Annotated in this window: 16 protein-coding genes; 9 read left to right on the top strand and 7 right to left on the bottom strand. The window is 70.9% G+C overall.

Features of this window, described 5'->3' with window-relative positions; translation table 11 throughout:
* Positions 1-10 precede the first annotated feature (10 nt).
* Together ACK41C_RS13960 and ACK41C_RS13965 are read left to right on the top strand one after the other, a co-directional pair.
* A complete protein-coding gene (locus ACK41C_RS13960; RefSeq protein ID WP_409655440.1) occupies positions 11-1,765 on the top strand; it encodes a class I adenylate-forming enzyme family protein in 1,755 nt (584 codons plus the stop codon).
* Positions 1,762-2,493, top strand: a complete 732-nt coding sequence (locus ACK41C_RS13965) for a TlyA family RNA methyltransferase (RefSeq protein ID WP_409656676.1) — start codon at positions 1,762-1,764, stop codon at positions 2,491-2,493. Before ACK41C_RS13960 ends, ACK41C_RS13965 begins: the two co-directional genes overlap by 4 nt.
* A 55-nt stretch (positions 2,494-2,548) precedes the next feature.
* Here ACK41C_RS13965 and ACK41C_RS13970 read toward each other — a convergent pair whose 3' ends face one another.
* Both ACK41C_RS13970 and ACK41C_RS13975 read right to left on the bottom strand, forming a co-directional pair.
* A complete protein-coding gene (locus ACK41C_RS13970) occupies positions 2,549-3,124 on the bottom strand; it encodes a hypothetical protein (protein ID WP_409655443.1) in 576 nt (191 codons plus the stop codon).
* 45 nt (positions 3,125-3,169) lie between these two features.
* Positions 3,170-3,628 (bottom strand): glycine zipper 2TM domain-containing protein, encoded by a 459-nt coding sequence (locus ACK41C_RS13975; RefSeq protein WP_409655446.1) that lies wholly within the window; start codon positions 3,626-3,628, stop codon positions 3,170-3,172.
* Between the two features lie 252 nt (positions 3,629-3,880).
* Between ACK41C_RS13975 and ACK41C_RS13980 the strand changes: the two genes are divergently transcribed.
* Positions 3,881-5,089, top strand: a complete 1,209-nt coding sequence (locus ACK41C_RS13980) for a class I SAM-dependent RNA methyltransferase (RefSeq protein ID WP_409656678.1) — start codon at positions 3,881-3,883, stop codon at positions 5,087-5,089.
* A 4-nt stretch (positions 5,090-5,093) separates the two neighbouring features.
* Here the strand turns inward: ACK41C_RS13980 and ACK41C_RS13985 are convergent, their stop codons facing one another.
* A complete protein-coding gene (locus ACK41C_RS13985) occupies positions 5,094-6,179 on the bottom strand; it encodes a PA0069 family radical SAM protein (protein ID WP_409655449.1) in 1,086 nt (361 codons plus the stop codon).
* A gap of 76 nt (positions 6,180-6,255) precedes the next feature.
* Here ACK41C_RS13985 and ACK41C_RS13990 point away from each other — a divergent pair, with 76 nt between their 5' ends.
* Positions 6,256-6,675, top strand: coding sequence for a hypothetical protein (locus tag ACK41C_RS13990; protein WP_409655451.1), 420 nt, complete (start codon positions 6,256-6,258; stop codon positions 6,673-6,675).
* On the opposite strand, the gene ACK41C_RS13995 is transcribed toward ACK41C_RS13990, so the two are convergent.
* Both ACK41C_RS13995 and ACK41C_RS14000 read right to left on the bottom strand, forming a co-directional pair.
* Positions 6,672-8,252 (bottom strand): transglycosylase SLT domain-containing protein, encoded by a 1,581-nt coding sequence (locus ACK41C_RS13995; RefSeq protein WP_409655454.1) that lies wholly within the window; start codon positions 8,250-8,252, stop codon positions 6,672-6,674. The two genes, ACK41C_RS13990 and ACK41C_RS13995, sit on opposite strands and share 4 nt — an antisense overlap.
* 68 nt (positions 8,253-8,320) lie before the next feature.
* Positions 8,321-9,136: a uracil-DNA glycosylase family protein gene (locus ACK41C_RS14000; protein WP_409655456.1), complete on the bottom strand. Its 816-nt coding sequence runs from the start codon at positions 9,134-9,136 to the stop codon at positions 8,321-8,323.
* 149 nt (positions 9,137-9,285) lie between these two features.
* On the opposite strand from ACK41C_RS14000, the gene ACK41C_RS14005 reads away from it, so the two are divergent.
* The 3 genes from ACK41C_RS14005 (at position 9,286) to ACK41C_RS14015 (ending at position 13,627) form a co-directional block, all read left to right on the top strand.
* Positions 9,286-10,959, top strand: a complete 1,674-nt coding sequence (locus tag ACK41C_RS14005) for an electron transfer flavoprotein-ubiquinone oxidoreductase (RefSeq protein WP_409655459.1) — start codon at positions 9,286-9,288, stop codon at positions 10,957-10,959.
* 74 nt (positions 10,960-11,033) lie between these two features.
* On the top strand, positions 11,034-12,737 hold the full coding sequence (locus ACK41C_RS14010; protein WP_409655461.1) for a tetratricopeptide repeat protein: 1,704 nt from the start codon (positions 11,034-11,036) through the stop codon (positions 12,735-12,737).
* Between the two features lie 8 nt (positions 12,738-12,745).
* Entirely contained in the window at positions 12,746-13,627 is an 882-nt protein-coding gene (locus ACK41C_RS14015; RefSeq protein WP_409655463.1) for a 4-(cytidine 5'-diphospho)-2-C-methyl-D-erythritol kinase, read from the top strand.
* A 54-nt stretch (positions 13,628-13,681) separates the two neighbouring features.
* On the opposite strand, the gene ACK41C_RS14020 is transcribed toward ACK41C_RS14015, so the two are convergent.
* The gene (locus ACK41C_RS14020) at positions 13,682-15,085 is read right to left on the bottom strand and encodes an ammonium transporter (protein WP_409655466.1); all 1,404 of its coding nucleotides are present in this window, start codon (positions 15,083-15,085) and stop codon (positions 13,682-13,684) included.
* Between the two features lie 38 nt (positions 15,086-15,123).
* Complete coding sequence (locus ACK41C_RS14025) at positions 15,124-15,462, bottom strand: P-II family nitrogen regulator (RefSeq protein WP_409655469.1); 339 nt, start codon at positions 15,460-15,462, stop codon at positions 15,124-15,126.
* 378 nt (positions 15,463-15,840) lie between these two features.
* Between ACK41C_RS14025 and ACK41C_RS14030 the strand changes: the two genes are divergently transcribed.
* Together ACK41C_RS14030 and ACK41C_RS14035 are read left to right on the top strand one after the other, a co-directional pair.
* Positions 15,841-16,458, top strand: coding sequence for a fasciclin domain-containing protein (locus ACK41C_RS14030; RefSeq protein WP_409655472.1), 618 nt, complete (start codon positions 15,841-15,843; stop codon positions 16,456-16,458).
* Between the two features lie 68 nt (positions 16,459-16,526).
* A complete protein-coding gene (locus tag ACK41C_RS14035; RefSeq protein WP_409655475.1) occupies positions 16,527-17,045 on the top strand; it encodes a hypothetical protein in 519 nt (172 codons plus the stop codon).
* Positions 17,046-17,059 lie beyond the last annotated feature (14 nt).

Consider the following 17,059-nt stretch of genomic DNA (forward strand, 5'->3'; position numbering starts at 1 on the left):
AGGAACGCCCATGACCGAGGCTGAGCTGCCGCCCGGTTGGCCCGCCATGACCATCCAGCAGGCCCACGCCCTGATGACCCAGCCGGGAACGCCGCTGGAGATCGAGGAAAAGGTCATCCGCGGCGTCAAGATGAAGGTCTGGAAGCACGCGCCGCCCTCCCTGCGCGCCGTCGTCGAGGCCGGCCGGGCCCACGGCGAGAAGATCTTCCTGGTCTATGAGGACGAGCGGGTCAGCTTCGAGGCCTTCTATCGCGCCGTCTCGACCTTCGCCCGGGAACTGCAGGCGCAAGGGGTGGGCAAGGGCGATCGCGTCGCCGTCATCATGCGCAACCTGCCCGAATGGGTGGCGACCTTCTATGCGGCCGCCAGCCTGGGCGCGATCGTGACGCCGCTGAACGCCTGGTGGACCGGGCCGGAGCTGGAATACGGCCTGACCGACTCCGGGACCAAGGTCGCGATCATGGACGCCGAGCGCTACCAGCGGCTCAGCGAGCACTTCGCCAACTGCCCGGACCTGGTGCGGGTCTATGTCAGCCGCGAGGTCGATGAGATCGCCCACCCGTGGGTGACCAAGCTGGAGGACGTGCTGGGCGGCGCCAACGACTGGGCCAAGCTGCCCGACCAGCCGCTGCCGGAGGTCGAGATCGACCCCGAGGACGACGCCACCATCTTCTACACCTCCGGCACCACGGGCAAGCCGAAGGGGGCGCTCGCCACCCAGCGGGCCGTGAACTGCAACATCCTGACGGCCGGCGCGGCCGGCGCCCGCAACTTCCTGCGCAAGGGCGAGATGCCGCCCGCGCCGGACCCCAACGCGCCCCAACGGTCGTCGCTGATCTCGGTGCCGTTCTTCCACGTCACCGGCTGCTTCGCGGTGCTGAACCCCAGCCTGTTCGGCGGCGCCAAGCTGGTGATGATGCACAAGTGGGACGTGATCCGCGCCTTCGAGCTGATCGAGCGCGAGAAGATCCAGTCGGCCGGCGGCGTGCCCACCATCGCCTGGCAGCTGATCGAGCATCCGCTGCGCAAGAACTACGACCTCTCCTCGCTGGAGAGCGTGGCCTATGGCGGCGCGCCTTCGGCGCCGGAGCTGGTGCGCCGCATCCGCGAGACCTTTCCGAAGTCGCAGCCCGGCCAGGGTTGGGGCATGACCGAGACCTGCGCCACGGTCACCTCGAACGGCGCGGAAGACTATATCAATCGCCCCGACAGCTGCGGTCCGGCCGCAGCCGTGGCTGAGATCCAGATCCGCGATGCGGCGGACGGCAGGACGGTCCTTCCCGCCGGCCAGGTGGGCGAGCTGTGGTCGTTCGGGCCGATGAACTGCAAGCTCTATTGGAACAAGCCCGAGGCCACCGCCCAGACCTTCGTCGACGGCTGGGTGCGGACTGGCGATCTCGCCCGCATGGACGAGGAAGGCTTCTGCTTCATTATCGACCGGGCCAAGGACATGCTGATCCGCGGCGGCGAGAACATCTACTGCGTCGAGGTCGAGAACGTTCTCTACGACCATCCGGCGGTGATGGACGCCGCCATCGTCGGCGTGCCGCACCGGACCCTGGGCGAGGAGCCGGCCGCCGTGGTGACGCTCAAGCCGGGCGCCGAGGCCACCGAGGACGAGCTGCGCGCCCATGTCGCCGAGCGCCTGGCGGCCTTCAAGGTGCCGGTGAAGGTGCGGTTCTGGAACGAGACCCTGCCGCGCAACCCCAACGGCAAGATCCTGAAGAACGAGCTGAAGAAGCTGTTCGAAGAGGAGGCGGCCTGACCCGCAAGCGCGCCGACGTCCTGCTGGTCGAGCGCGGCCTGTTCGAAAGCCGCGCCAAGGCCCGCGCGGCGATAGAGGCCGGCGGCGTCGCCGCAGACGGCCGGCCGCTCGCCAAGGCCTCGGAGCTGGTGGATGAGGGCGCGGCGATCTCGGCCGCGCCCGCCCATCCGTGGGTGGGCCGCGGCGCCCTGAAGCTTGTCGCGGCGCTGGATCTCTGGCCCGTGGCCGTCGAGGGGCGAGTCGTGCTGGACGTGGGCGCGTCCACCGGCGGCTTCACCGAGGTCTGCCTGGCCGACGGCGCGGAGTGGGTCTACGCCGTCGATGTTGGGCGCGGGCAACTACATCCGAAACTCGCCGGCGATCCGCGGGTGGTTTCTCTGGAAGGCGTCGACGCGCGCGATCTCTCGCCGGCGCTCGTACCCGAGCCGCCGGGCCTGATCGTGACCGACGTCAGCTTCATCGGCTTGGCCAAGGCCTTGCCTGCGGCCCTGGCGCTCGCCGCGCCCGGGGCGGACCTGATCGCGCTCGTCAAACCGCAGTTCGAGGTGGGGCCTGAGCGCGTGGGGAAGGGCGGGCTGGTGAAGGACGAGGCGGCCCGGCTCGAGGCGCTGGCCGGCGTTAGGGCTTTCTTGGAGGCTAGCGGCTGGCCTGTGCAGGCGACGGCGGAGAGCCCGATCGCCGGCGGCGACGGAAACCGCGAGTTCCTGCTTTGGGCGCGGAAGGCCTGATGAAAAGCCGCCGGAGCGGGTCCGGCGGCTTCATGGTGATGTCCGACTTCAGGCCTTAGTCGACGACCTGGAAGTTCCCGGCGGAGTCGCGGCAGACGCGGACGAAGCGCTTCTGGACCCGACCGTCGGGCAGGTAGATCGGGCTTTCGGCCAGGGTGCAGCTGTCGGCCGACGGGCGCTCGGCTACCGGATAGCGCGGGGCGCGGTGGTCGTAGGCGTATTCGTCGCGATAGCCGCCGGCGTAATAGCCGTTGTCGTAGGAGCCGCCGTAGTAGCGGTCGCCATAGTAGGAATTCTGCGTCCGGTGGCTCGGGGCGCAGGCCGCAGAGTTCTTGCCGACCGCAGCGCCGCCGAGAGCGCCCAGGGCGCCGCCGAGCAGGGCGCCTTCCGTCCGGGCGTTTCTCGCCGCGGCGTTGGAGCCGATCGCCGCCCCCAGCGCGCCGCCCACCAGGGCGCCGACCGTGCCGCGATTGGTCGAGTCGCGGCGGCAGGGATCGTAATAGGCGTCGCCGCCGTAATAGCCGGCCGACTGCGCGGCGGCGAAGCTCGGGATGCTGGCGGCTGCGGTCAGGGCCATCACGCCGGCGATCCCGGCCGCCGTGGTCTTGGCGAAGGTGGAGCGGAAGGTCATCGGTCTATCCCCTGGGGCTGATGATGCTTGGTTTATCGGCCGCCCTTAGGAGCGGCCGCTGGGCCGCCAGACCCCGTCGGGGCTGCGGCAGACTTCGAAACTGTGGGTGCGGCCGCCGTACTGATCCTGCACCCAGCGGCAGTTGGAGGGCTGGGCGTAGACGTTCCGCTGCTGGCTGCTGCGCTGAACGGCGGCGCCCTGCGTGGCGACGCGACGCGGGGGCGGCGGGGCGCACTTGGTGTTGTTCTTGGCGATCTGGTGGCCGGCGACCGCGCCGACGGCGCCGCCGAGCACCGCGCCCTCGGTCTTCACGCCCCGAGCGGCGACGCCCGAGCCCAGAAGCGCGCCGGCCACGCCGCCGACGATGGTGCCGGTGGTGGCCTGGCGGCGCTGCTGCTCGTGGCAGGAATCGGCATAGCGGGATTGGGCCGCGGCGTAGCTCGGGACGGCCAGCAGCGATCCGGCGACGGCGGCGGCTGCGGCGATGGTGAGAGCCTTTTGCATGGGGCCTTCTCCTTTCGTCTGCTAAGGCGCGCAGACGCCCGCCTTAGGATGCGACCTTGGCTGAACGAACCTGAACGAGGCTTGAGCGCTCCGTTCATCTTCGTTCATCTGCCAGGAACCCAAGGCTGGCTTCGGTTTGTGGCGGCAGAGCGGCGAGAACGGGCGAGGATTATGCGAGGTTCCAGACGGCCGCAGCGGGGTCGCCCGAGCGAGCGCCCGGCCGGTCCTGCGGTGGAGACGACCATCCATGCCATGGGCGGGGAGGGCGACGGCGTGGCGCCGGGCCCGCTCTATGCGCCCTTCACCCTGCCCGGCGAACGGGTGCGTCTGGCCCCCGGCGGCGACCGGCGCGAACTGGAGGCCGTGCTGGAGGCGAGCCCGGAGCGGGTGACGCCGCCCTGTCCGCACTTCTTCGCCTGCGGGGGGTGCGCCCTGCAGCACTGGGAGCACTCGGCCTATCTCGCCTGGAAGGTGGAGCGCCTGCGCGCGACGCTCGCCCGCGAGCGGATCGAGACCGAGTTCCTGCCCGCCTTCGCCGCCGCGCCGGAGACCCGGCGACGGGTGGCCCTGCACGCCCGGCAAGGCCGCAGGGACGTCGCACGCCTCGGCTTTAAGGAGCGCAAATCCTGGAACGTGGTGGAGATCGAGGTCTGTCCGATCTCCGATCCGCGGATCGTCGCGGCCCTGCCGGCCCTGCGCCGCCTGGCCGCGCCGCTGTTCGAGCATCCGAAGTCCGCGCCGACCCAGCACGTCACCGTCACCGACACCGGGCTGGACGTCGAGATCACCGGGGTGGAGCGCAAGAGCGGGGGGCTTTCGGGCGACGCCCGGATGCAGGTGGCGGAACGGGCGGCGGAGGCCGATCTCGCCCGTGTCACCCTCGATGGCGAGATGGCCTATCTGGCCCGTCAGCCTACGGTGCGCCTTGGCCCCGCCACCGTGGCCTTGCCGCCCGGCGCCTTTCTGCAGGCCACGCCCCAGGCTGAGCAGGCCCTGGCCGACTTCGCGGTGGACGCCGCGGCGGGGGCGAGCCGCATCGCCGACCTCTTCTGCGGCGTCGGCACCTTCACCTTCCGCCTGGCGCAGATTGCGCCGGTCCATGCGGCGGACGGCGCTGCGCCGGCGATCCGGGCGCTGACGGCGGCGCTGGCCGGCGCCCCGGGGCTGAAGGGCGTCGCCGCCGAAGCGCGCGACCTGGTCCGCCGCCCGGTGCTGGCCGAGGAGTTGAAGAAGATCGACGTGGCGGTGTTCGATCCGCCTCGGGCCGGAGCCGCCGAGCAGGCGGCGGAAATCGCCCGCTCGCAGGTGTCGCGGGCGATCGGCGTCTCCTGCAATCCGGCCACCTTCGTGCGCGACGCGCGGCTCCTGATCGACGCCGGATTCCGGCTGGAGCGCCTGCTGCCGGTGGACCAGTTCCTCTGGTCGCCGCACATCGAGCTGGCGGCGGTGTTCACGCGCTGAGCCCTCAGCCGACGAACAGATCCATCTGGTCGCCGGACTTGGGCGGGACGCGGAACTGGCTGAGGTCCATGTCGTCGAACCGGCGTTCCAGGCCGTAGCGCTTCTTGGCGGCCGCGAACCTACGGCTCATCAGCTCGGCTAGCGGGCCGTCGCCGCGCATCCGCTTGCCCCATTCGGTGTCGTAGTCCTTGCCGCCGCGCATCTGGCGCACCAGCGACATGACGCGTGCGGCCCGATCGGGATGATCGCTCGCCAGCCATTCCCGAAACAGGTCCTTGATCTCCAGCGGCAGGCGCAGGGCGACATAGCCCGCCCCCTGGGCCCCGGCCTGTGCGGCGCGCTCCAGCACCGCCTCCATCTCATGATCGTTCAGGCCGGGAACGACAGGAGCGAACATCACGATCACCGGCACGCCCGCCGCCGAGAGCGCCTCGATGGCGGCGATCCGGCGCTCAGGCGTGGCGGCGCGCGGCTCCATGCTTCGGGCGAGCCTGCGGTCCAGCGTGGTCACCGAGATCGCCACCCGGCAGAGGTTCGCCGCGCCCATCTCCGACAGGATGTCGAGATCCCGCAGGATCAGGGCTGACTTGGTGATGATCGAGAAGGGGTGCCGAAAACGCGCCAGCACCTCCAGCACCTGGCGCGTCAGGCGGGCGCTGCGTTCCTGGGGCTGGTAGGGGTCGGTGTTGCCGCCCACATGGATCATGGCCGGCCGGTAGCGGGGGGCCGAAAGCTCGCGTTCCAGCAGGCGCGCAGCTTCGGGCTTGAAGAAGATCTTGCTCTCGAAGTCGAGCCCCGGGGACAGGCCCATATAGGCGTGAGCGGGCCGGGCGTAGCAGTAGATGCAGCCGTGCTCGCAGCCGCGATAGGGGTTGATCGACTGGGAGAAGCCTATGTCGGGGCTGTCGTTCCGGGCGATGATGGTCTTGGCCCGCTCTGTCATGAGCTCGGTCTTCAGCTGGGCGGGCTCAGGGTCCTCGGCCGTCCAGCCGTCGTCGAAAGCCTCGCGCACTTGGGACTCGTAACGTCCGGTGGCGTTGGAGCGGGCCCCGCGGCCGCGGGCGCCGATCTGCTGGGTGAAGGTCGTCACGCCGCCATCCTAGCGTCGGTATAGAACAAAACAAGAACTGTCTTGACGCGGCGCGTCGGGAAGGGTGGGTGAGCCCATGGTCACGGTCATCGTGGAAACGGGAAAGAGTCGGGTGCTTCCGGCGCTGTTGGCGGGGCTTGTGCCGGCGGCCTTGGACGGGATCGTGCGGCAGGTGGTGGTGGTCGCGGCCGAGCCTTCACCCGCAACCCTCGAGATATGCGATGACGCCGGCGCAGACCTGGCGGAAAGCTATACGCAGGCGGTCGAGATGGCCCGAAGCGAGGTGCTGCTGGTGCTGGCCGAGGACATGCGTCTGCCGCCGGACTGGAGCGAGCGCCTTGCAGCCCACCTGAGCGGGGGCGGTCGGGCGGGGCGGCTCAAGGGCCCCCGCCAGGGCTGGTTGCGGCGTGGTCCGGATGGCGTGCTGGTGAAGCGGGATGCGGCCGGAGCCGGTCTTGCGCAACTGCGGCGTCGCGCCGGCCTGCCGCGGATCTAACCCGCCGGCGCGAAGTCCAGCCGGGCGTCGGCGGAGGCTGCGCCCAGGGCGAGCGCGTCGAGGGTCGGGGTCTCCTGGCCGAACATCTTCCGATAGGTCCAGTAGCCGGCCATCACCTTTTCCACATAGGCGCGGGTCTCGAGGCTTGGCAGGCTTTCGATGATCAGCAGGCTGTCGTCCTCGCCCACGCGCTCGGCGGTCTTCGCCAGGGTGGAGGGGCCGCCATTATAGGCCGCCACCGCCTTGAGAAGGTCGTAGCCGACGCCGCGCTCCATCAGCCAGGCGAAGTAGTCCTGACCGACCCGCAGGTTGAAGGCGGGGTCGAACAGCGGGGTCATGTCAGCCTTCAGCTTGTCGTCGCCGGCGGCGCGGGCCGCGGCCTCTGGCATCAGCTGCATCAGGCCGACCGCCCCTGCGGGGGACACGGCGAGCGGGTTGAAACGGCTTTCCTGCCGGACGATGGCGTAGACCAGGGCCTTGTCGACCGTGAAGCCCCACTTCGGTTCCAGGTCCGGAGTCGGGAAGTCGGCGAAGTTCGGGGTCAGGCGGGTCGCCGTGCGGACCAGCTCGGCGCCGGTGGTCAGCGGGCCGTTCAAGGTCGCCACCAGCTCCATCCAGCGGTCGCGTTCGACGGGCGTGCGGGCGAGCGTCAGGCCGGCCCGCAGTTCGAGGCCCGCCTCGGTGACGCGGCCGATCTGGGCGAGCGCCGCGGCGCGGTGAGCACGCGGTTCCTCGCGGACGAATCGGAGGAGGTCGGTCGACGGGATCGCGAAGGAAGCCGGGACGATATCGCCCGTCGGTGCGCCCTGGGCCGTGGCGCGGGCCTGCAGCTCCACCCGGCGGCCGGCGATCATGCCGTAGAAGGTGTCCGGGTGCCGGGCCGCCAGCACCAGGAAGTGCCGGCTGCGGGCCGGATCGCCGATCTGGTCGGCGGCGCGGGCGGCCCAGAAGGCGGCGCCGGCGCGCAGCCATGCGTCTTCGCCCTCGTCGCGGGCGACCTGATCGAAGAAGGCTTCGGCCAGGGCGTAGTTCTTCAGGCGGTAGGCGGCGAGGCCCGCGATCCAGCGCTCGCCGGAAGCCTGCGCCAAGGGCAGGGCGCGGGCGACGTCGCCCGAATAATAGGCCTCGCGGGCGGCGCGTCCCTTGTCGGCCGAGGCCTTGGGGACCACGCCCTTGGCGGCGTTCTCGACCTTCCGCCAGTCGAGGCCGGCGAGCAGCGGCGCGCGCGGGGCCGGGGCGCCCACGGGGCGGCGGCTCTCGGCCAGGGCGTGGACGCGGTCGGCGCCGGGCAGGTCGGCATAGCGGTCGAGCCAGCCGGCCAAGTCCTCGAAGGTGGCCTTGTAAGCCGCGTGCAGCAGCCGGCGCAGCGCCACGTGGCCGGCCAGGGCCTTGTCCTGGACCTCGGCGGCCTTCAGTTCGGCCTCGATGAAATCTCCACGCTCGGCGGCGTCGAAGGCGAGCGCATAGCGCTGGGCGTCCGTGGGGTTCAGCGGTTGCGGGGCGGCGGCCGCGGTCCCGGCGACGAGCGCGCAGAGGACGCCAAGAAGTGCGGTCCGCAGACTCGTTTTGCGCGGCATGCCATCTCCGCAGCGGCCGCCTCTTGCGGGCGATCTGGCCGCGGCCCTTGTCTCGACCGGGGGTAGTCTTAGGCGCCGCGTTCGGGGCGATCAAGCCGCTCCATCAGGGTCAGAAGGTCGCTCCAGGCTTTCTTCTTGGCGCCGGGCTGGCGGAGCAGGAAGGCCGGATGCAGGGTCGGCATGGCCGGCAGTTCGAGCCGCCCGTCGGACGAGCGCCATTCGAACCAGCGTCCGCGCAGGGAGAGAATGCCTTCCTCGCGCTTCAGCATCGACTTGGCGGCCGCCCCGCCGGCCAAGAGCAGCATCTTGGGCGCCACCAGCTCGATGGCCCGCTCGACGAAGGGGGCGCAGACCAGCTGTTCGCTCGGAGCCGGCGTGCGGTTTCCGGGCGGCCGCCAGAAGACGGTGTTGGTGATGAAGACCCGGTCGGTCAGGCCTGCGGCCGCCAACATCCGGTCCAGGAGCTGGCCCGCCCGGCCTACGAACGGTTCGCCGCGGGCGTCCTCCTCGCCGCCGGGGCCTTCGCCCACGATCATCAGGGGCGCGTCTGGGGCGCCTCGAGCGAACACCGCCTGGCGCGCCCCGGCGAATTTCAGCGGACAGCCGTCGAAGGCCGCGATGGCGGCCTTCAGGGCGTCGAGGTCCTGGGCCTGAGCGGCCAGCTCCCGCGCCTCGGCGACCGCCGCGGCGATGTCGGGCGAAGGCGCTGCGGCCCGCGCCGCCGCGGGATTCGTGGCGGCCTTCCGCTCCGGCGGCCGGGGGGCGACGAACTTGCCCGCCTCGATGCGGTCGACGGGCTCGTCCAGCAGCATGGCGTCGACCCCCGCCTCGGCCCAGAAGGCGAGCAGGCTCTCGGCGGCTCTGTCGGCGGCGGCTGGGCTCATCGAATCCCTGGAAATCCCGTCGTTTGCGGAGAACGCGCTTGACCGCGCTCGGGCAAGCTTCGGATAAGTCGCCCGTCGGATCAACGCCGCGCGACAATAAGGGGATAGGGGATGCCCCGCGCGTGTGCAGGGAAAAAAGGAGTGGGCCGATGACCGAAGCCATCGAACGGGATGCGATGGAGTACGACGTCGTCATCGTGGGGGCTGGCCCCTCCGGGCTTTCGGCGGCCATACGGCTGAAGCAGCTGGCGGCCGAGGCCGGGGCGGAAGTCTCGGTGGCGGTGCTTGAGAAGGGCTCGGAAGTCGGCGCCCACATCCTGTCGGGGGCGGTGATCGACCCGATCGGCATGAACGAGCTGTTCCCCAACTGGCAGGAGCTGGGCGCGCCGCTCGAGACCAAGGTCACGCGCGACAAGTTCGTGATGCTGGGGCCGCAGGGCGACCTGGACATCAGCTTCCTGCCGTTCCCGAAGTGGATGCTGAACCACGGCAACTACATCGCCTCGCTGGGCAATGTGTGCCGCTGGTTGGCCGAGCAGGCCGAGGGCCTGGGCGTCGAGATCTATCCCGGCATGGCGGCCTCGGAAGTCCTCTACAACGAGGACGGCTCGGTGAAGGGCGTGGTCGCCGGCGTGTTCGGGATCGGCAAGGACGGCCAGCCCGGCCCGGACTTCCAGCCCGGCGTCGAGCTGCACGCCAAGTACACCTTCATCGGCGAGGGCGTGCGCGGCTCGCTCGCCAAGCAGATCCAGGCCAAGTACGGCCTCTGCGCCGGCCGTGACCCCCAGAAGTTCGGCATCGGCATCAAGGAGCTGTGGCAGGTTCCCGACGAGGTGTTCGAGCCCGGCCTGACCCAGCACACCTTCGGCTGGCCGCTGGACAACGCCACCGGCGGCGGAAGCTTCATGTACCACTTCGGCGACAACTACGTGGCCATCGGCTTCGTGGTGCACCTGAACTACAAGAATCCTTGGATTTCGCCCTTCGACGAGTTCCAGCGCTTCAAGACCCATCCCTCGATCAGCTGCTATCTGGAGGGTGGCAAGCGCATCGCCTATGGCGCGCGGGGCATCACCGAGGGCGGGATCCAGTCGCTGCCCCAGCTCTATTTCCCTGGCGGCGTGCTGCTGGGGTGCTCGGCCGGGATGGTGAACGTGCCGCGCATCAAGGGCAGCCACAACGCCATCAAGTCCGGCATGCTGGCCGCCGAGGCGGCCTTTGCGGCGATCCAGTCCGGGCGGGCCGGCGACGAACTCACCGCCTATGAGGAGACGTTCCGCGCCTCGTGGGTGGCCAAGGAGCTCCGCACGGTGCGCAACTTCAAGCCGCTGTGGTCGAAGTTCGGCACCGTGCCCGGCCTGGTCCTGGGCGGCATCGACGCCACCATCGCCAACATGATGGGCGGCTGGTCGCCCTGGGGCACGCTGAAGCATGGCAAGAGCGATGCGGAGTCCACGGGCCTCGCCAAGGACTTCAAGCCCATCGTCTATCCCAAGCCCGACGGGGTCTACAGCTTCGATAAGCTGTCCTCGGTGTTCCTGTCGTCGACCAACCACGACGAGAACCAGCCGGCGCACCTGAAGCTGAAGGACGCCAGCATCCCGATCGAGGTGAACCTGCCCAGGTTCGGCGAGCCGGCGCGGCTCTATTGCCCGGCCGGGGTGTACGAGGTGCTCTACGACGAGCAGGGGCAGAACCCGAAGTTCCAGATCAACTTCCAGAACTGCGTCCACTGCAAGACCTGCGACATCAAGGACCCGTCGCAGAACATCAATTGGACGACGCCCCAGGGCGGCGACGGGCCGAACTACCCCAATATGTGACGCCTATGGCGAGGCGCTGCGGCCGATCGCCGTCGCGCCTTGCCCTTGGCCGCAAAAGCGGGGATTCTGCCGCCATGCGTTTCCTGTTCGCCGCGGTCGCCCCGCTCGCCCTTCTCGCCGCCTGCGCGACCACCGATGGGGGGAGCGCGTCCCGCGTCACGCTTCCGCCCGGCATGGGGGGCTCGGCCTATGGCGCCTTCCTGGCGGGCCAGGGAGCGCTGAACAACGGCCAGGGGGCCGAGGCCGCCGCCTACTTCCAGCGCGCCGAGGCGCAGGGCGGGGCCGAGGCGATGATCCAGGACCGGGCGTTCACCGCCGCGGTCCTGGCCGGCGACATCGCCAAGGCCGCTTCGCTCGCCCCCGAGTCGGAGGAGGCCTCCGAAGCCGCCAAGCGCCTGGGACGGCTGGTCAAGGCCGTGGAGATGATGGCCCAGGGCGACGGCAAGCGCGCCCACGCCATCCTCGCCGGCGACGGCATCGGCTTTCCCCATCGCAGCGCCGCGGCCCTGCTGGCCCCCTGGGCCGCGGCCATGGCGGGCGACGCGGAGGGCTCCATCGTGCGCCCGCTGGTGCGCGGCGACCGGGCCGTGGACTATTTCGGCCAGCTCGGGCAGGCGCAGCTCTTCGAGCGCGCTCGCCGCTACGACGAGGCGGAGACGAACTACAAGGGCCTCACGGCCGGAGACGTGTCACTCGACATGGTGACGCTGGCCTACGGCGCCTTCCTGGAACGCCGTGGGCGGCGGGCCGAGGCCGTCGAGCTTTATGACAAGGCGCTCGCGAACGCCCCAGGCTCCGGCTCGGTCCGGGCGGCGCGGGAGCGTGCGGCCGCCGGCAAGGCGCCGCCGCCCCTGCCGAGCCTGAAGGCCGGCGCCGCCCAGGCGATGGTCGCCCCGGCCGCAGGGCTGCTGGCGGCCAAGCAGGACCAGCTGGGCCTGGCCTATCTGCGGCTGGCCCTGCGGCTCGATCCCGGCCGCAACGACGCCTGGCTGATGGTGGGCGACCTGATGGAAGGCGCGGGCGATCTCGAGGCCGCGCGGCAGGCCTATTCCAAACCCAAGCCCGGGGCGCCGGAATACAACATGGCGCTGGCCAAGCTCGCCTGGAGCCACCAGAAGGCCGACCAGCCGGAGCTGGCGCTGAAGCTGGCGGCCGACGCCGCAGCAGCCGGCGACCTGGAGGCGCAGGTGACCTATGCCGACCTGCTGCGCGTCAACGAGCGCTACGCCGAATCGGCCGAGGTGCTTTCGGCGATCATCGCCCGGTCGGACCAGCCGGACTGGCGTCTGCTCTATGCGCGCGGCGTCGCCTACGAGCGTTCCGGCCGCTGGCCGGACGCCGAGCGTGACCTGACGGCGGCCCTGGAGCAGAAGCCCGATGACGCCGAACTGCTGAACTATCTGGGCTATTCCTGGATCGACCGCGGCGAGCGCCTGCAGGAGGCGCTGGAGATGGTCCAGAAGGCGGTGGCGGCCAATCCGCAGTCCGGGGCGATGATCGATTCTCTCGGCTGGGCGCACTACCGGCTGGGCGAGTACGAGAAGGCCGTGGAGCGGCTGGAGCAGGCCGTGGAGCTCGAGGCTGGTGATCCGGAGATCAACAGCCATCTGGGCGACGCCTATTGGAAGGTCGGCCGCCGCATCGAGGCCGAGTTCCAGTGGCGCCGGGTCCTGACCCTCGATCCGCCGGAGAAGATCCGCCAGGAGGTGGAGGCCCGGCTCGCCGGCGGGCTGGGCCCCGATGGCCCGGCCAAGGCGCCGCGCGTCGCCGAGCACTGAGGCGCGCCGTGGCCCTGGAGGCCTTCGCGCCGGCCAAGATCAACCTGTTCCTCCACGTCGGGCCGCCGGCGGAGGACGGCTATCACCCGCTGTGCAGCCTGATGGTCTTCGCCGACGCCGGCGACAGGGTGCGGCTGCAGGCGGCCGACGCACCGACCTTCCAGGTCCACGGGCCGTTCGCGCGCGAGCTGGCGGGGGAGGGTGACAACCTCGTCGTCCGCGCCGCCCGCGCCCTGTTCGCCCAGGTGAAGGGCCCGCAGCCGCCCCTGGCCCTGTCGCTGGAGAAGCTGCTGCCGGTGGCCGCGGGGCTGGGCGGCGGTTCGGCCGACGCCGGCGCGGCCCTGCGCCTGCTGCGTCAGGCCCTGGAGCTGCCGGTGAGCGACGCCGAGCTGGGGGCGATCGCGGGCGGGCTGGGCGCCGACGGCGCGGCCTGCCTATGGGGCGCGCCGGTGGTGGCGCAGGGGCGGGGGGAGAAGCTGTCGCCCGCGCCCGCCATGCCCCCGATGGATGCGGTGCTGGTCAATCCGCGGGTCGCTGTGTCGACGCCGGCCGTCTACCGCGCCTTCGACGCCGCAGGACGGTTCGGCGAGATTGAACCTCCGCCCCTGCCGGAGGCGTTCGAAAGCGTCGAGGAGGTCGCCGCCTGGGCCGGAACGATGCGCAACGACCTGGAGGCGCCGGCGATCGGCCTGGCTCCCGAGATCGGCGACGTGCTGGATCTGCTCGCCGGGGAACCCGAGGCGCTGCTGGCGCGGATGTCCGGCTCCGGCGCCACCTGCTTTGCGCTGTGCGCCGGCGACTTCGAGGCGGAAACGCTCGCCGAGCGGATCGAGGCGCTTCGCCCCGGCTGGTGGGTCCGGCGCTGCCGCCTGGGCGGTCCCTGGACCTGAAACGAAAACGGGGGCCCCGAAGGACCCCCGTTCCCAACCCCTGCGGTCACGCGCTCAAGGGTGCAGCGCCTCTCCATGGGTCGAGGTGTCGAGGCCTTCGACCTCGGCCTCGTCCGACACCCGCAGGCCGATGGTGAACTTCAGGACCATCAGGATCGCGAAGGTGGCGACCGCACACCAGACGATGGTGCCGATGATGCCGAAGAACTGGCTGCCGAGGCTGGCGCCTTCCGCCGCATCGCCCGCCACCGCAGCGTCGGCCAGGACGCCGGTGAGCAGGGCGCCGGCGATGCCCGCCAGGCCGTGCACGCCGAAGACGTCGAGGCTGTCGTCGTACTTCAGCAGCTTCTTCAGCCAGACCGCGCCGAAGTAGGCCACCGCGCCGCCCACCAGGCCGATGATCAGCGCGCCCTGCGGGGTGACGAAGCCAGCCGCCGGGGTGATGGCGACGAGGCCCGCCACCGCGCCCGAGGCCAGGCCCAGCATGCCAGGCTTCTTGCGTTCGACCCATTCGATGACCATCCAGGTGACGGCCGCGGCGGCCGTGGCGACCTGGGTGTTCAGCATGGCGACGGCGGCCAGGCCGTTGGCGGCCACGGCCGAGCCGGCGTTGAAGCCGAACCAGCCCACCCACAGCAGGCTGGCGCCGATCATGGTCAGCACCAGGTTATGCGGCGCCATGTTGTCGGAGCCGTAGCCCTTGCGCTTGCCGAGCACGATCGCGCAGACCAGGCCGGCGATGCCGGCGTTGATGTGAACCACGGTGCCGCCCGCGAAGTCGAGCACGCCCGCCTCCGAGAGGAAACCGCCGCCCCAGACCCAGTGGCAGACCGGCGCATAGACGATGAGCGACCAGGCGATCATGAAGAGCAGGATGGCCGAGAACTTCATGCGTTCCGCGAAGGCGCCGACGATCAGGGCCGGGGTGATGATGGCGAAGGTCATCTGGAAGATCACGAAGAGGTACTCGGGGATGGTCCCCGACAGCCCCTCCATCGAGATCCCGTTCAGCATGGCCGCGCCAAGCCCGCCGACATAAGGCTGCAGGCCGCCGCTGGGGTTCTCCGAAAAGGCCAGGGAGTAGCCCGCCACCATCCACACGATGGTCATGACCGCGGTGATGGCGAAGCACTGGGCGACCACCGAGATCACGTTCTTGCTGCGCACCATGCCGCCGTAGAACAGCGCCAGGCCCGGAATGGTCATCATCAGCACCAGCGCCGTGGAGGTGAGCATCCAGGCGGTGTCGCCGGTGTCGAGCGTCGCCTCCTCCTCCTCGGCGGCGGCTTCCGGAGCCGGCGCCTCGGGCGGGGCTTCGGCCGGGGCGGCCTCGGCGACGGGGGAGGCGGCCTCGGCGGGCGGCGCCTCCTGGGCGAGGGCGGGCGCGGCCAGCGGCGCGCCTGCGATGGCGGCGGCGAGCAGGAGGCCCGCCACACTGTTCAATCCGAAGAGCTTCATTTCGTTTGTCCCCTTGTCCCGATGAGTTCGGCCGCCCGTCACAGGGCCGCCGGGCCGGACTCGCCGGTCCGAATGCGCAGAGCTTCCTCGACATTGAGGACGAAGATCTTGCCGTCCCCGATCTTGCCGGTGGCGGCCGCGCCCTTGATGGCCTCGACGGCCTTGGCGGCCGCGGCGTCGTCGACGACGCATTCCAGCTTCACCTTGGGCACGAAGTTCACCTGGTACTCGGCGCCGCGGTAGATTTCCGTCTGGCCCTTCTGCCGGCCGTAGCCCTTGACTTCCGAGACCGTCAGCCCCTCGACGCCGGCGGCCACGAGCGCTTCGCGCACGTCGTCCAGCTTGAAGGGTTTGACGACCGCCATGATCAGTTTCATCCGCTCGCTCCCGCGCGGTCCCAAAGCCTGGCCGCGCCCCCAAAGAAGTTTTCCCGCAACCGGCGGCGACGCGGCTTTGCGCCCCCCTCCGACGGTCTGGCGACGCTAGCCATCGGGGCCCGGCGAGAGGGCGGCAGGTAACCTTCGATCAAGGAAAAGGCGCGCGGCGCCCAAAGCGTGAGCGTAAGGCGAGGCATCTGCCTGTAATTTGAGCGAAACCGGCGCCCAGGCGGCGGATCGGGGGCGGAATTCGGGCGGCCGCCGCGTCGAGGTCACGAAGCCGTGAGCGCACGAAACTGCGAGCTTCGCCACGCGTAGAAAGCGCAACCGCGACGGCCTGCGACCGGCGCGGAGACGGGACAGTCCGAAGAGGGCCTTATGAGACTCAAACTCCTGCTCGCCGCGACGGCCGCGACGGCGCTCACGGCCGGGGCCGCCGCTGCGCAAACGCCGCCGGCGTCGCCCGCGCCGGCCCAGGCGCCCGCCGTCCCGGCGCCCGCCGCCGAGGCCGCGTCGGCCGGCGACATCGTCGAGACCGCCAAGGCCTCGGGCCAGTTCGACACCTTCCTGAAGGCGGCGGAGGCGACCAATCTGACCGGTCTGCTCAAGACCCAGCCGAACATCACCGTGTTCGCCCCCACCGATGCGGCCTTCGCGGCCCTGCCGCCAGGCGAGCTGGACAAGCTGATGCTGCCGGAGAACCGCGCCGAGCTTCAGCGCCTTCTGGTCTACCACCTGGTCAACGCTCCGGTGCGCAGCACCGACTTCGAGGGCGTGAAGCGCTCGGCGGCCACAGTGGCCGGCCCGTCGGTGGAGCTGGAAGGCGGCGAGCCGCCCAAGGTCAACAATGCGACCATCGTCCAGGCTGATGTCGCCGCCTCCAACGGCGTCATCCACGTGATCGACAAGGTGCTGCGGCCGGAGGGGGCGGCCTCGGCGCCTGCCGCCGCGGCGACGGCCTCCGACACCCAGCCGGCGCGGGAGCCGCCGAACTGATTTCAGGCCCGGGCGGGGGCGACGGGCTTCATCCAGGAACGACCGGAAGACGACCAGGAGCGAAGACCATGAACCTCAAGATCCTTCTTTCCGCGACCGCCGCCGCAGCCTTGGCGGCCGGCGCGGCCCACGCCCAGCTCGGCACCGCTGCGCCCTTGCCGAGCGAGGACATGACCTCCAACCAGGCGAGCCCCGCCGACCCGAAGGAGGCCCAGACCGGCGTGCCCTCGGTCGACTCCACGCGGCCGACCGGCGCCGATGCGGGCCGCACGACCCTGCCCGACGGCCAGGTGAGCGGCGGCGCGGCGACCAGCGCGACCGCCACGGGCGCCGACGCGTCGGCCGACGCCCATGCGGGGCATATGGCTTCGCCGTCGGGGACCGAGGCCGATGCAAGCGCGCGGACCGGGACCGCCGGCGACACCGCCGCCACCTCGGGCGCCGCTACAGGCGCGGCCGCCGACACCTCGGCGACCCTGAGCACGAACGTGGTCGCCAACGAACCGGTGCCGGACACCGCCGAGAACCGGTCCAAGTACCGGCCGCTGTCGGCCGCCGGCCGGGCCACCGCCGCGCGCGGCAACTAGAAACCCCGAACGGC

The organism is Phenylobacterium sp. (assembly GCF_046290725.1).
GTDB lineage: Bacteria > Pseudomonadota > Alphaproteobacteria > Caulobacterales > Caulobacteraceae > Phenylobacterium.